The following is a 12,836-nucleotide window of genomic DNA, read 5'->3' as shown; positions in this document are numbered from 1 at the left end:
TATCGATAACTCTTGCAGTTCGTGAGGGAAGGCTAACGCAGCCGATTAAGTCGATGGTTCATTGACCTTTGCGCAGGCAGATCGTGATGCTAGGATCTCCTTGCATCTAGTGATCTGAGTCACGGAGGGCGTGTTAAGTTAAATCTGCGTCACGCGGCCGACGTGGTGACCTAGGTCACGATTGACTTTGGGTCTACTCAGATTACGCTGAGTCTGGCCCCAGAAGCCGGGGCACAACTTTCAAGGGAGAAACACATGCCTGACTTCAGCGCCATCGGCGATCTTCTCGGCGCGATCGACGACGTCCTCTCGGGCGTCATGGGCTTCGCTGGCTCGCTTGCCGGTGACGGCCTCGACACCGTACTGGGCAGCCTCGGCGAAGCCTCCGAATAGCCGCTGCTCGTTTGTGGGGCCTGTTCCGGCCCCCACCTCGACCGCGAGCCTGGAATTGGTCACCCCCCCGCAGTTCACTCGAGTGCCGGAGACCCTGCACTCACCACTCACGTCAAGGAGAAAATTATGGGAATCGATGCTTTCGGTGCCGACGGTAGCCTGGGCCGCATCATCGGCGAGGACGGCACCTTCGGCGTCCTGTCGGACCTGATCGGCTGGGTCAGCGACTTCGTCGGCGCCGCCGGTTACTTCGCCGGTGGCGACCTGCAGGCGGCCTTCGACGCCGGTTTCATGGCCTGAGTAGTACCACTGATCGAGACAAGGGCTCCGGGCTATGCCCGGGGCCCTTGTCTCGTGTCGCGTCCGGTGTGGCGCGCGCACCCTCGCAGCGAGGGGTGTATCGGAATTTCTTCATATCGGTAACGCGAGGTCCGATAGCGCCGATAATGTTGACGTGAGCCGCACCGGCCGGCTCCGTGGTTTCCCTCCGTTCACCTGACTGTGGGAGCCTCGGAGCGTGCCCCGCGGATGCAATACGCACGACCTGCGGACGCAACTATGGTACTACTGTGTCTGGTGGGACTTGTGTGACTACTGGGAATCGGGTTAGCGTTCCCGCAGGAATGCCCGGGTCCGTCTGTGAACAACGAGAATGTAAGGCGTCGAAATATGCGTTCAGTGAAGCGGTTCGGCACGAAGGTCGCGACAGCGGCCCTCGCTGCGGCCATGGTCCCCGTCGTCGCCACGGGCACGGCCCAGGCCCAGGGCGGAAGCATCCAGTACACCAAGGCCACGGCCGCGAACAAGGTCGTCGAGACCGAGCTGCCCGACGGCCGCAAGATCGTCTCGGTGTGGTCGGACAAGATGGCGATCGAGGTCCCCAACATCGTCCAGCCGCCGCGTGACGGCAACGCCGGGGCCCCGGTGCTGTACCTGATCAACGGCGCCGGCGGCGGCGAGGACTCGGCCACCTGGCAGGCGCAGTCCGACGTCAAGAAGTTCATGTCCGACAAGGACGCGTGGACCGTCACCCCGATCGGCGGCGCCTTCTCCTACTACACGGACTGGCAGCGTCACGATCCCAACGTCCAGACCCGCTTCGCCCGCGAGACGAATCGCCCGATGGCGTTCGAGACCTACCTCGCCGAGGAGCTCCCGAACCTCTTCGAGGGCCGCTACGGCGGCAACTACGAGGGTCGAAAGCGTGGACTCGCGGCGATCTCCATGACCGCCACTTCGGTCCTGACCATCGCACAGAAGCACCCTGGCAGGTTCCAGGCAATCGGCTCGTACTCGGGTTGTGCCGAGACGTCCACCCCGATCGGTCATGAGTTCATCAACATCGTCACCGGCATGCGCGGCGGTGCGAACCTCGACAACATGTGGGGCCCCTTCCCGGGCGAGCCCCGCACGGGAACCAACAACTGGTTCGACAACGACCCGGTCTGGGGTGCCTTCCGCTTCCAGGAGCAGATGAAGAACAACCAGCTCCCCGCGATGTTCATCTCGACCGGCAACGGCCTGCCCGGGCCGCACGAGTCGCTCGAGAACTGGCGTCTGCGCAACAGCATCCCGGCGCTGGCCAACCAGGCGATCGTCGGCGGCGTCATCGAGGCGGCCACCCAGTACTGCACGGCCAACCTCGCCCGCCGTTTCGGCGAGCTCGGCATCCCGGCCCACTTCGACTTCGCGCCCAACGGCACGCACTCGTGGGGCTACTGGGAGGATGACCTCAAGCAGTCCTGGCCGATGATGGCCGAGGCCATGGGCGCTCGTTACGGCGCGATCTGATCCTGTAGGGCAGGGCGTCGTACACACCGCCCGGGGCGCCACGAACCCCGCACCACCGACGACCGGTGGTGCGGGGTTCGTCGTACCCGGGGGTGACCGCGCAGACCGGAGCGTAGTCCGGCATCCTGTACAGATGACCACAATGGAGGACCCGCAGCGGGTGGAGCTGCAGCACTCGGACGGCAGCACGAGTCCGTTGCTGATCGTCGAGACGGCTCGGCGGGACGAGACCCGGCCGGCGGTCCTGGTGCTGCCGGGCATCGCCGTCGGCGCTCGGTACTACCTCCCCCTCGCCCGCGTGTTGGCGGCCGAGGGCGTCGACGTCGCGATCACCGAGCTCCGCGGTCAGGGTGAGAGCACCTACCGCATCGGGCGTCGCAGCGGCCCGGCCGGCTACCACGAGAGCGCCGCCGAGGACGTCCCGCTCGCGTTGGACGCGATGGAGCAGCGTCTCGGCACCCGGCCCGTCGTGCTGCTCGGCCACAGTATGGGCGCGCAGATCGGCGTCTACCACCTCGCCCGCCACGACCCGCGGGTCGTGGGCCTGGTCGCCGTGGCCGCCCAGTCGCCGTTCCACCGGGGGTTCCCGGGCTCCTTCGGGCACAAGCTGCGCGCCGCGTCGGTCATCCTCCCGACGCTGGCCTGGCTGTCCGGGCACGTGCCGGGCCAGTTCTTCGGCGCACAGGGGAGGATCCCGGCCGACCGCGTCCGCGACTGGTCCAGGCTCGCCGGACGCGGCGTCATGCAGCCGGCACGGGCGGACCTCGACTACCCGGCGGGCCTCGCGCGCGTCACCGTGCCGGCGCTGGCGGTGGCGATCGCCGACGACCCTCTGGCCCCGGCCGGCGCGGCGCGGAACCTCTTGGCCATGCTTCCCTCGGCGCGGACGACGCTGGAGCTGGAGCCGGAGGCGCTGGGCCACAACGCGTGGGCCCGCCGCCCCGCCGAGGTGGTCGCCCGGGTGCTGTCGTGGATCGACCGCGAGCTGGGTGCCGTCACCCCTGGTGGGGACGACGACGAGGTAGTCGACGCCTGAAGAACTCGTACGTGAGGACCGCCTTCCGGGCCTCCTGGGAGTTGTCGGCGGCGCCGGCGTGCCCGCCCTCGATGTTCTCGTAGTACTGGACCTCGTGTCCCGCGTCCTCCAGGGCGGCGGTCATCTTGCGGGCGTGGCCCGGATGGACGCGATCGTCCCGGGTCGAGGTGGTCATGAGGACCGGCGGGTAGCGGACCTCCGAGGCGGGCCGGATGTGCTGGTAGGGGGAGTAGGCACCCAGGAAGTCGTCCCAGTCGGCGGTGTCCGGGTCCCCGTACTCGGCCATCCACGACGCTCCGGCCAGGAGCAGGTGGTAGCGCTTCATGTCCAGCAGGGGCACGGCGATCGCGAGGGCACCGAAGAGCTCCGGATAGCGGGTGAGCATGACGCCCATGAGCAGGCCGCCGTTGGACCCGCCGGTCGCCCCGAGCTGATCGCGGGTCGTCACGCCCTCCTCGACGAGGGCGCGGGCCACGGACGCGAAGTCCTCGAACGCCCGGGGACGCTTCTCCCGTACGGCGGCGCGGTGCCACGACGGCCCGTACTCACCGCCGCCGCGGATCCCCGCCACGACGTACACCCCGCCCTCCTCGAGCCAGAGCGCGCCGCGCAGGGCGGCGTAGGCGGGGCGCATGGACACCTCGAACCCGCCGTAGCCGTAGAGGATGGTCGGGCGTGGTCCGGCGGGGCCCGGCCCGCGCATGACCGTGTAGGGCACCTCGGTGCCGTCGTCACTCACGGTGGTGTGACGGGTGACCTCGATCCCGGAGGAGTCGAACCGGTGGGGCGTCGAGCCGAGGGTGGTGGTGCTGCCGTCCGCCCGGAGCAGGACCAGCGACGGCGGGACGACCGGCCCGGAGACCGCGAGCACCGCGTCGTCGGGGTGTGGGCGCTCGCCCGCCTGGGTGGGTGCGGTTGAGCTGGGTGCGGTTGAGCTGGGTGCGGCTCCTGATACCGGGTCGTCGTCCATCCCGGAGAGCCGGTCGCAGGACAGCACGTCGACCGAGACGTGCTCCGGCAGGCCCTCGACGGGCAACGGGGACCACTCGCCGTCGGCGGTGTCGGGGAGGGAGAACGCGTCGATCCGCGACTCGGTGTCGTCGAGGACGGTGAGCAGGATCCGGCCGCGGCCCCAGGTGACGTCCTCCACGGTCGTGGACGGGGTGGGGGAGAACAGCACGACGGGCTCCGGCAGCCGACCCGGCTCGGCGTCGACGGCGGCCCACGGCACCACGAGCACCGACCCGCCGGGGTGGGAGCGGCCGGCGATCTCCAGATCGGTGCGGGGGCGCAGCATGAGCCAGTCGCCGCACGAGGTGACGTCACAGTCCTCGGGCACGGGCACCGCGAGTGGGGTGGTGGAGGCGGGGTCGGTGCCCGGGGTCCAGAACACCTCCTGCGAGGTGTGGAAGTCGGGCGCCCGGCTGGCCAGGAACCGCCCGGTGACGGGGTCGTGCGAGGCGCCCACCGCGACGTCGTCGGTGCGGCCCTCGAAGATCACCGGGGCCTGGGCGGGATCGGTCCCGCGACGCCAGAGCCGCACCACACGCGCGTACCCCGAGTCGGTGGCGTCGGAGCCGCCCGGGTCCAGCGGCGCGGTGAGGAGCACGGTGTCGCGGTCCACCCAGGACACCGAGCACTTGGCCTCGGGCAGGTGGAACGCCCCCTCCCCGGCGGTGACGAAGCGGCGCTCGGTCAGATCGAACTCCCGGACCTCCACGGCGTCCGCGCCCCCGCGGGACAACCGCAGGAGCGCCCGGTCGTCGACGGGACGACGCACGACCGTGCCGGAGTACACCCAGTTGACGCCCTCCTCGTCGGCGAGGGCCCCGACGTCCACGAGCGTCTCCCAGGCCGGGTGGTCGACCCCCGGCGCCCCGTCGGCCAGCACGGTCCACGGCACCCGGCGCCACAGCCCGCGGGGGTGGTCACAGTCCTTCCACAGCGTGTAGGCGTACCGGCCGCGCAGGACCGGCCACGCGATCCGGTCGGTGGCGTCGAGGATCTCCAGGGCGCGGGAATGCGCGGCTTCGGCATGATCGCCGGTGGCGAGATCTGCGACCGTCCGGTCGCTGCGCTCACGCACCCATCCGAGCGCCTCGGGGGAGTCGACGGCCTCGAGGTGGAGGAACGGGTCGAAGATCGTGGTGCCGGTCATGCCCTCGATGATGCACGTGATCAAGCGAACAGATCGAAACCCACCTCGGATGTTCACAGGCTCTTGTTACGCGTTCGTGAGGTCAGTAGCATCTTCCGTAGCCGCGGGCCGACTGACCCGGCCATTCCCGATCAACGCGGGAGTGCATTTCAATGAACGGAGATACACACAATGGGTTCCATCACCGACCTCCTCAGCGCCGGTTCCGGCGAGTCCGGCTCCCTCAGCGGCGGCAACGCCACCGGCAACATCACCGACACGATCGCCGAGACCATCGGCGAGCTGGTCGCCACCGCCCTCAAGTCGGTCCTGGGCAACCTGTCCTGATCCTCGCTCACGCGAGCGGTCGCGCCGCCTTCTCCACATGGAGGGGGCGGCGTCGGTCATTTCGGGTGCAGTTCCGGCCAGCTCCGCCGTTCCGGTGCCGCCGGGAGCGCTACCCTGAGTGGCGTGGCTGACACTCATTACGATCTCATCGTCCTCGGCGCGGGCCCCGGTGGCTACGTCGCCGCCATCCGCGCCTCGCAGCTCGGCCTCAAGGTGGCCGTCGTCGAGGAGAAGTACTGGGGCGGCGTATGCCTCAACGTCGGATGTATCCCCTCCAAGGCCCTCCTGCGCAACGCGGAGCTGGCCAACACCGTCCAGCGCGACGGCAAGCTGTTCGGTATCTCCGGGGACGTGAGCTTCGACTTCGGCGCCGCGTTCGACCGCAGCCGTAAGGTCTCGGACAGCATCGTCAAGGGCGTCCACTTCCTCATGAAGAAGAACAAGATCACGGAGATCGACGGCTTCGGGAAGTTCACCGACGCCAAGACGATCGAGGTCGACGGCACGGAGTACACCTTCGACAACTGCATCATCGCGACCGGTTCCGTGGTCAAGACGCTTTCCGGGATCGAGTTCAGCGAGAACGTGGTGGGCTACGAGGAACAGATCCTCACGCGCGACCTGCCCGACTCGATCGTCGTCGTCGGCGCGGGGGCGATCGGCATGGAGTTCGCGTACGTGATGAACGCCTACGGCGTCGACGTCACGATCGTCGAGTTCATGGATCGGCTGCTGCCGAACGAGGACGAGGAGGTCTCCAAGGAGATCGCCAAGCACTACAAGAAGCTCGGCATCACGCTCCTCACCGGCCACAAGACCACCTCGATCAGCGACAACGGCGATTCGGTCGAGGTGGAGATCGAGTCCAAGGACGGTGAGGACACCCGGATCGTCACCGTCGACAAGGTGCTCATGGCCGTCGGGTTCGCCCCGCGGGTCGAGGGCTACGGGCTGGAGAACACCGGCGTCGAGCTGACCGACCGCGGCGCGATCGACATCGACGACAACATGCGGACCAACGTCGACGGCATCTACGCGCTCGGCGACGTCACCGCCAAGCTGCAGCTGGCGCACGTCGCCGAGGCCCAGGGCGTGGTGGCGGCCGAGACCATGGCCGGCGCCGAGACCCAGGCGCTGGGCGACTACCGCATGATGCCGCGCGCCACCTTCTGCCAGCCGCAGGTCGCCTCGTTCGGGCTGACCGAGGCCCAGGCGAAGGACGAGGGCTACGACGTCAAGGTCGGCAAGTTCCCGTTCTCGGCCAACGGCAAGGCCCACGGGCTCGGTCACGCGACCGGGTTCGTCAAGGTCGTCGCCGATGGCACGCACGGCGAGCTGCTGGGCGCCCACCTCATCGGCCCCGACGTCTCCGAACTGCTGCCCGAGCTGACCCTGGCGCAGATGTGGGACCTCACCGCCGAGGACATCGCCCGCAACGTGCACACGCACCCGACCCTGTCCGAGGCCATGAAGGAGGCCGTCGAGGGCGTCGGCGGCCACATGATCAACCTCTGACAGCCTGCGGCGGGCCCGGCACCGGGTCCGCCGGCGTCGGGGGGCCACCCGACGGGGGCCCGCCGCGGTGTGCCGGGCGACTACTCGGCGTTGAGGATCTTCTCCATCTGCGCGACGTAGATCGCGTCCAGGGCGCCGGCCGCGGTCGGCAGGACGGGGTCCGCCGCCGGGTCGTCACCGCGGGCCGCGTACTCGACACTCACGGTGGTGTCGCGGGCGAAGCCGTGGATGGCGATGGCCCGGCTCAGTGCGCGCGTGCCGTCCGGCTGCGTCGTGATGAAGTCGCTGGTGACCCGGAAGCCCTCGGTGCCGTCGATGGCTGGGGCGTCGGCGACCGTCATCTTCAGCTCGACGTTCGGGTTGGCGGCGCTGCGCGAGGTGGTGCACGCCTCGTAGAGGGAGCGGTCCATGAACTCGTCGAGCCGCTCGCCCACCATGCCGATGCCGAAGCGGTGCTCGGTCTCGTCCTCCTCCGACTGCTTGTAGCGGACGGCGGCGGTCACCCCATCGGTGGTGGCGTGGTTGGAGACGGTCTCCAGGCGCGAGACCTTGTCGCACGCCGGGTCCTCCATGAGCTGGCGGCCCTGGTCGGCGACGAGCTTGTCCACCGCCTCCTGCAGCAGCTGACGGTCGACGACCTGGACGACGCCACCACCGGGCGCCTCGCCCTCCGCCAGGACGAGTTCCTCCACGGGCGCCTGCGGGGCGGACTGCGCCGCGGTCTCCGAGGTCTGGGTCTCGCTCGCGGGCTCGCCGCCCCGGGGGTTCTCCTCGTCCGACGAACAGGCCGTGAGAGCAGCCGCGGTGGCCAGCGCGAGACCGGCGATCGCGACGCGGCGGGGGGTGCTGGTGCGGAGGCGCATCTCTCTCCTTTGTCATTCGGTTACCCCTCATAGTGCCACCGGGCCCGTCGGTTCTGTGCATCAAGGCCGCGCGCGCCGCCGCCCGGTGATCGACGCCGACCGCCCCGGGGGCCCGAAGTCGGGGGCGGCGCCCGGGCGGGGGGAAGCAGTGGAAATCGCCGGGTGGGACTAGCCTTGGTCCGTCGCCGGACGAGCTCGATCGGCACCCGGACGAACACCCCGACCCGTCAAACCGACCCGGAAATAGGACAACGCTATGGACCATGACGGTGTGGACGCCGTGCTCTTCGACCTCGACGGGGTCATCACCCCGACGGCCGAGAAGCACATGCAGGCGTGGAATCGGATGTTCACCACCTACTTCGACGCCCGGGGGATCGACCCGTACTCGGATGAGGACTACTTCCGCTACATAGACGGCAAGCCGCGGGTCGAGGGCATCGCGTCGATGCTCGCCGCGCGGGGCCTCACCCTGCCCGAGGGCGACGACGACGACGAGGCCGGTCCCGACGCGGACACGATCCACGGGCTCGGTCTGCGCAAGAACGTGATCTTCCGTGAGCTGCTCGACGAGGGCATCGAGGCCTACCCCGGGTCGGTGGCCTACCTCGACGCCCTCGACGCCGCCGGCATCGCCTCCTGCGTGGTCTCCAGTTCCAAGAACGCCGAGGCCGTGCTCACCGCGGCCGGACTGCGGGACCGGTTCGAGGTGATCGTCGACGGGCTGGTCGCCGCCGCCGAGGGGATCCCCGGCAAGCCCCGCCCCGACACGTACCTGCGGGGCGCCGAGCTGCTCGGTGTACCCGCGGACCGCTGCGTGGTGATCGAGGACGCCGTCTCCGGCGTGCAGGCCGGCGCCGCCGGCGGGTTCGCGCGCGTGGTCGGTGTGGACCGCGGAGCCGGGCGTGAGACCCTGCTCGCGGAGGGCGCCGACCTCGTCGTCGTCGACCTGGCCGAGCTCATCCCCGGACTGACGGAGGCGAACCGGTGACCCGTATCCCCTTCTCCCGAGGACCGGTCCACGACACCGTCGGCGAGTCCGTGCCCGGCAACATCCGCACCACCTACGGCGTGAACCTCCGGAGCCACCTCGAGGTCCCCGAGATCAACCGCTCCACCCACCCCGCCGACCCGTGGCGTTGGGTCGAGACCCGTCCGAACGCGTCGCCGCTCGGGGTGTCCGAGACGCAGTTCGCGGTGGCGAACGGCTACCTGGGCATGCGTGGCAACCCGGAGGAGGGGCGCGACTCCGCCCAGCACGGCACCTTCGTCAACGGCTTCCACGAGACGTGGCACATCCAGCACGCCGAGGACGCCTACGGGCTCGCCCGCGAGGGCCAGACGATGATCCAGGCCCCCGACACCAAGACCATCCGCATCTACGTCGACGACGAACCGCTCCGGCTATCCGTGGCCGACCTCGAACACTACGAGCGCAGCATCGACTTCCGGGACGGGGTGCTGCTTCGGGAGATCGTGTGGCGCACCCCCGCCGGGAAGAAGGTCGTCATCCGCACCAGCCGGATGGTGTCGATGGTGGAGAAGCACCTCGCGGTGATGACGTACGAGATCGAGCTCCCGGACGAGCCCGCCCCCGTGGTGATCTCCTCGCAGGTCCTCAATCGGCAGGACGGCGAGGACGAATACAGCTCCGCCGCGGACGACGGCGCCCCGGCAGAGGGCTTCGACCCCCGCCGCGCCGAGGGACTCGAGCACCGGGTGCTCGAGCCCCAGGTCACCGAGGACCAGGGCGGGTACCACGTGCACGGGTACCGGTGCACCAACTCGGGCATGACGATCGCCGTCGCCGTGGACCACCTGCTCGAGACCGAGGACGACGTGGCCATGAGCCACGAGATCGACGACGACTCCTCGAAGATCGTCTACCACGCCCACGTCACGCCGGGACGGGTACTCAAGCTGACCAAACTGGCCGCGTACCACACCTCCGAGGTGGTTCCCGCGAGCGAGCTGGCGGACCGGTGCTCGCGCACCCTGGGACGGGCCCGCGTGCGCGGGGTCGAGGACCTGCACCGCACCCAGCGGGACTGGTACGACCACTTCTGGGATCGTGCCGACGTCGAGGTGGAGGGCCCCGCGGAGACGCAGCAGGCCATCCGGTTCAACCTCTTCCAGCTGGCCCAGGCCTCGGCACGGGCCGAGTACAACGGCATCGCCGCCAAGGGCGTCACCGGTAGTGGCTACTCCGGCCACTACTTCTGGGACACCGAGACGTACGTCCTGCCGTTCCTGACGTACACCATGCCGCGGTTCGCGCGTAACGCCCTGCGCTTCCGTTACAACATGCTCGACAAGGCGCGGAACCGGGCCAAATACCTCTCCGTGAACGGCGCCCTCTACCCGTGGCGGACCATCAACGGTGAGGAGGCGTCGGCCTACTACGAGGCCGGCACCGCCCAGTACCACATCAACGCCGACATCGCGCACGCCATGGTCAAGTACATGTGGGCCACCGAGGACCAGGACTTCATGATCCGCGAGGGCGTGGACGTGCTGGTCGAGACCGCGCGGATGTGGGTCTCGCTCGGTTTCTTCGACGGCGACGGCATGTTCCACATCCACGGCGTGACCGGGCCGGACGAGTACACGACCGTCGTGGACAACAACCTGTTCACCAACGCCATGGCCCGGTTCAACCTCGTGGCCGCCGCGATCGCCTGCAAGCGGATCGCGGCGTTGGGTGACGGCCAGTGGGAGGCCGTCTGCCGGCGGCTCAAGCTGCGCGACGACGAGACCAGCGAGTGGCGGCGTGCCGCCGAGAACATGGTGATCGCGTTCGACGAGGATCTGAAGGTCCATCCTCAGGACCAGGACTTCCTCGCGAAGGAGGTGTGGGACCAGGACCTCGAGGATCCCCGCCGCCCGCTGCTCCTGCACTTCCACCCGCTGGTGATCTACCGGCACCAGGTCCTCAAGCAGGCGGACGTGGTGCTGGCGATGTTCCTGCGCGGAGACGAGTTCACCGAGGAGGAGAAGCGGGCGAACTTCGAGTACTACGACCCGTTGACCACCGGCGACTCGACGTTGTCGGCCGTGGTCCAGTCGATCATCGCCGCCGAGATCGGCTACTGCGACGAGGCCTTCGAGCACTTCTCCAAGGCGCTCGTGGTGGATCTGGCCGACGTGCACGGCAACGCCGCCGACGGCATCCACGTGGCCTCCACCGGCGGGGTGTGGTCGGCCCTCGTCAGCGGGTTCGGCGGGATGCGCGACTACCGGGGTGAGATCTCGTTCGACCCGCGGGTGCCCGCGGAGTGGACGGGACTGACCTTCCGGTTGACGGTGCGGGGTACGCACGTGCGGGTGCGGTGCACGCACATGGAGATCACCATCGAGAACCTCAACGGCGCCGATTTCGCGTGCTCGGTCCAGGGCCAGCCGGTGACCGTACCGGCGGGGCGGACGATGTCGATGGAGCTCGATGCCCGGGCTCGCGTCTGCCTGCCCTGCGTCGACGCCGGCTGAGCGGCGCCCCGACTCCGGCGGGGTCGGGGTCGGGGTTGGGCTGGCGATAGGTGGGCGAAGCCCCAGCACACCCGCCCCGACTGATCCTGCTTCGTCGGCTTGTGCTGGCCGATTGCCCGGATCCGTCCGGGGTGTGCTGCTTGAGTGGACCTTTCTCGCAGCACACCGCCGAGGGGCGGCGTACTCGACGGGGGTTGTGCTGCGCGTGTGAGCGGGGGCGGTTTCTTCCACAGGCCGGCTCTGTCCACAGGTGGCGGACAACGCAGCCTGTCTTGACTCGGACCGCAGGCCCCGGCGCGGCATGATCGCCGCCATGACCGGGTTCAATCACAACACGCACCCAGTGCTGGAGCTCGCTCGGCTCAGCCACGAGATCGCGCACATCCCGCGGCGCCGTCGAGAGCGGGACTACGTGAAAATTGCCGACGAGCTGTGGCTTCCGGCCCACATCGGCCGGGACTTCGAGACGCTGTCGGTCGCGTATTCACGGTTGTATCCGAAGGGGGTGTTAACCGGGTGGTCGGCAGCGGTCCTGCACGGGGTCAGTCCGCCGGAAGACGTCGTCCCCGAGCTGACCATCGGACGCCACGGTCGAGCCCGCGAGGGGTTGAGGCTCAGGCGATACCCGTTACCGGACCGAGCGGTCGCCACCATCAGAGGCGTCCCGGCGACCACACTGCGGTGGACGGTGTTCGATATCGCCCGTTTCAGTTCGCACGTGGATGGCGTGCTGGCGGTGGAGAAGTTCTACCGGCGCGGTCTCGCCCGGGCGGCAATGGAGGAAACCGTCGCCTACATGGCTGGAGTATGGGGAGTTGCGCGGGTCCGACGGGTTCTGGCGGACGCAGATCCCCGGACCGAGTCACCGCGAGAAACGGAGACCCGTCTGCTCCTCAAGGCGGCCGGATTCACCGAGTTCATCCCGCAGGTGGAGGTTCCTGAACTCGGCTACCGCCTCGATCTCGCCGATCCCGTGCACAAGATCGCGGTCGAGTATGACGGGCCCCACCACGACGATCCCGTCCAGCAGTCGAAGGACCGCCGGCGGAGAAACCGGCTTCAGGCCGCGGGGTGGATCGTGATCGTGGTGGACAGACGCCTATTCCGTCACCAGCGTGGCGACATCCTCGACCAAGTCGAGGCGGCATATCGGCTTCGTCGGTTCGCTGCATGAATGGTCCATTCAGCCAGCACACCCTGGGTGAATCCGGGCAATCTGCCAGCCCAAGCGCAAAAGGCAGCGTAAGAGGTTCCGCCAGTAGGTCAT

At 68.9% G+C, this 12,836-nt stretch carries 11 protein-coding genes; 9 read left to right on the top strand and 2 right to left on the bottom strand.

Translation table 11 applies throughout. The features are described 5' to 3' along the window. Positions 1-255: 255 nt before the first annotated feature. From AYO52_RS18645 to AYO52_RS15330, 4 genes are all read left to right on the top strand, one after another. Positions 256-393 carry a hypothetical protein gene (locus AYO52_RS18645; protein ID WP_167492367.1) on the top strand — a complete coding sequence of 46 codons (138 nt, stop codon included), beginning with the start codon at positions 256-258 and terminating at the stop codon, positions 391-393. A 126-nt stretch (positions 394-519) separates the two neighbouring features. Continuing rightward, positions 520-693 (top strand): hypothetical protein, encoded by a 174-nt coding sequence (locus AYO52_RS18640; RefSeq protein WP_167492368.1) that lies wholly within the window; start codon positions 520-522, stop codon positions 691-693. A gap of 369 nt (positions 694-1,062) precedes the next feature. After that, positions 1,063-2,184, top strand: coding sequence for an alpha/beta hydrolase family protein (locus AYO52_RS15335; RefSeq protein ID WP_067719258.1), 1,122 nt, complete (start codon positions 1,063-1,065; stop codon positions 2,182-2,184). Between the two features lie 133 nt (positions 2,185-2,317). Continuing rightward, complete coding sequence (locus tag AYO52_RS15330; RefSeq protein ID WP_067719255.1) at positions 2,318-3,220, top strand: alpha/beta fold hydrolase; 903 nt, start codon at positions 2,318-2,320, stop codon at positions 3,218-3,220. Here AYO52_RS15330 and AYO52_RS15325 read toward each other — a convergent pair. Continuing rightward, entirely contained in the window at positions 3,180-5,378 is a 2,199-nt protein-coding gene (locus AYO52_RS15325; RefSeq protein ID WP_082924090.1) for a prolyl oligopeptidase family protein, read from the bottom strand. The two genes, AYO52_RS15330 and AYO52_RS15325, sit on opposite strands and share 41 nt — an antisense overlap. A 171-nt stretch (positions 5,379-5,549) precedes the next feature. Here AYO52_RS15325 and AYO52_RS18635 point away from each other — a divergent pair, with 171 nt between their 5' ends. Continuing rightward, positions 5,550-5,705: a hypothetical protein gene (locus AYO52_RS18635; RefSeq protein WP_167492369.1), complete on the top strand. Its 156-nt coding sequence runs from the start codon at positions 5,550-5,552 to the stop codon at positions 5,703-5,705. A 123-nt stretch (positions 5,706-5,828) separates the two neighbouring features. Further along, positions 5,829-7,220, top strand: a complete 1,392-nt coding sequence (lpdA, locus tag AYO52_RS15320) for a dihydrolipoyl dehydrogenase (RefSeq protein ID WP_067719252.1) — start codon at positions 5,829-5,831, stop codon at positions 7,218-7,220. 80 nt (positions 7,221-7,300) lie between these two features. Here lpdA and AYO52_RS15315 read toward each other — a convergent pair whose 3' ends face one another. Continuing rightward, positions 7,301-8,083, bottom strand: coding sequence for a hypothetical protein (locus AYO52_RS15315; protein ID WP_067719249.1), 783 nt, complete (start codon positions 8,081-8,083; stop codon positions 7,301-7,303). Between the two features lie 256 nt (positions 8,084-8,339). Here AYO52_RS15315 and AYO52_RS15310 point away from each other — a divergent pair, with 256 nt between their 5' ends. The 3 genes from AYO52_RS15310 (at position 8,340) to AYO52_RS15300 (ending at position 12,743) form a co-directional block, all read left to right on the top strand. Next, positions 8,340-9,074, top strand: coding sequence for an HAD family phosphatase (locus tag AYO52_RS15310; protein WP_067719247.1), 735 nt, complete (start codon positions 8,340-8,342; stop codon positions 9,072-9,074). Continuing rightward, positions 9,071-11,569 (top strand): glycoside hydrolase family 65 protein, encoded by a 2,499-nt coding sequence (locus AYO52_RS15305; RefSeq protein WP_067719244.1) that lies wholly within the window; start codon positions 9,071-9,073, stop codon positions 11,567-11,569. Before AYO52_RS15310 ends, AYO52_RS15305 begins: the two co-directional genes overlap by 4 nt. Before the next feature lie 313 nt (positions 11,570-11,882). Further along, the gene (locus AYO52_RS15300; protein ID WP_067719511.1) at positions 11,883-12,743 is read left to right on the top strand and encodes an endonuclease domain-containing protein; all 861 of its coding nucleotides are present in this window, start codon (positions 11,883-11,885) and stop codon (positions 12,741-12,743) included. Positions 12,744-12,836: the final 93 nt, after the last annotated feature.

Source organism: Dietzia sp. 111N12-1, from assembly GCF_001658045.1.
GTDB classification, from domain to species: domain Bacteria; phylum Actinomycetota; class Actinomycetes; order Mycobacteriales; family Mycobacteriaceae; genus Dietzia; species Dietzia kunjamensis.
This window is presented reverse-complemented; position numbering and strand designations above follow the sequence as displayed.

Excerpts from the sequence above, each read along its gene's own strand:
- AYO52_RS15325 (WP_082924090.1), bottom strand. The coding sequence starts at position 5,378 with ATGACCGGCACCACGATCTTCGACCCGTTCCTCCACCTCGAGGCCGTC.
- AYO52_RS18635 (WP_167492369.1), top strand. The coding sequence starts at position 5,550 with ATGGGTTCCATCACCGACCTCCTCAGCGCCGGTTCCGGCGAGTCCGGC.
- AYO52_RS15335 (WP_067719258.1), top strand. The coding sequence starts at position 1,063 with ATGCGTTCAGTGAAGCGGTTCGGCACGAAGGTCGCGACAGCGGCCCTC.
- AYO52_RS15310 (WP_067719247.1), top strand. The coding sequence starts at position 8,340 with ATGGACCATGACGGTGTGGACGCCGTGCTCTTCGACCTCGACGGGGTC.
- AYO52_RS15315 (WP_067719249.1), bottom strand. The coding sequence starts at position 8,083 with ATGCGCCTCCGCACCAGCACCCCCCGCCGCGTCGCGATCGCCGGTCTC.
- AYO52_RS15300 (WP_067719511.1), top strand. The coding sequence starts at position 11,883 with ATGACCGGGTTCAATCACAACACGCACCCAGTGCTGGAGCTCGCTCGG.
- AYO52_RS18640 (WP_167492368.1), top strand. The coding sequence starts at position 520 with ATGGGAATCGATGCTTTCGGTGCCGACGGTAGCCTGGGCCGCATCATC.
- AYO52_RS18645 (WP_167492367.1), top strand. The coding sequence starts at position 256 with ATGCCTGACTTCAGCGCCATCGGCGATCTTCTCGGCGCGATCGACGAC.
- AYO52_RS15330 (WP_067719255.1), top strand. The coding sequence starts at position 2,318 with ATGACCACAATGGAGGACCCGCAGCGGGTGGAGCTGCAGCACTCGGAC.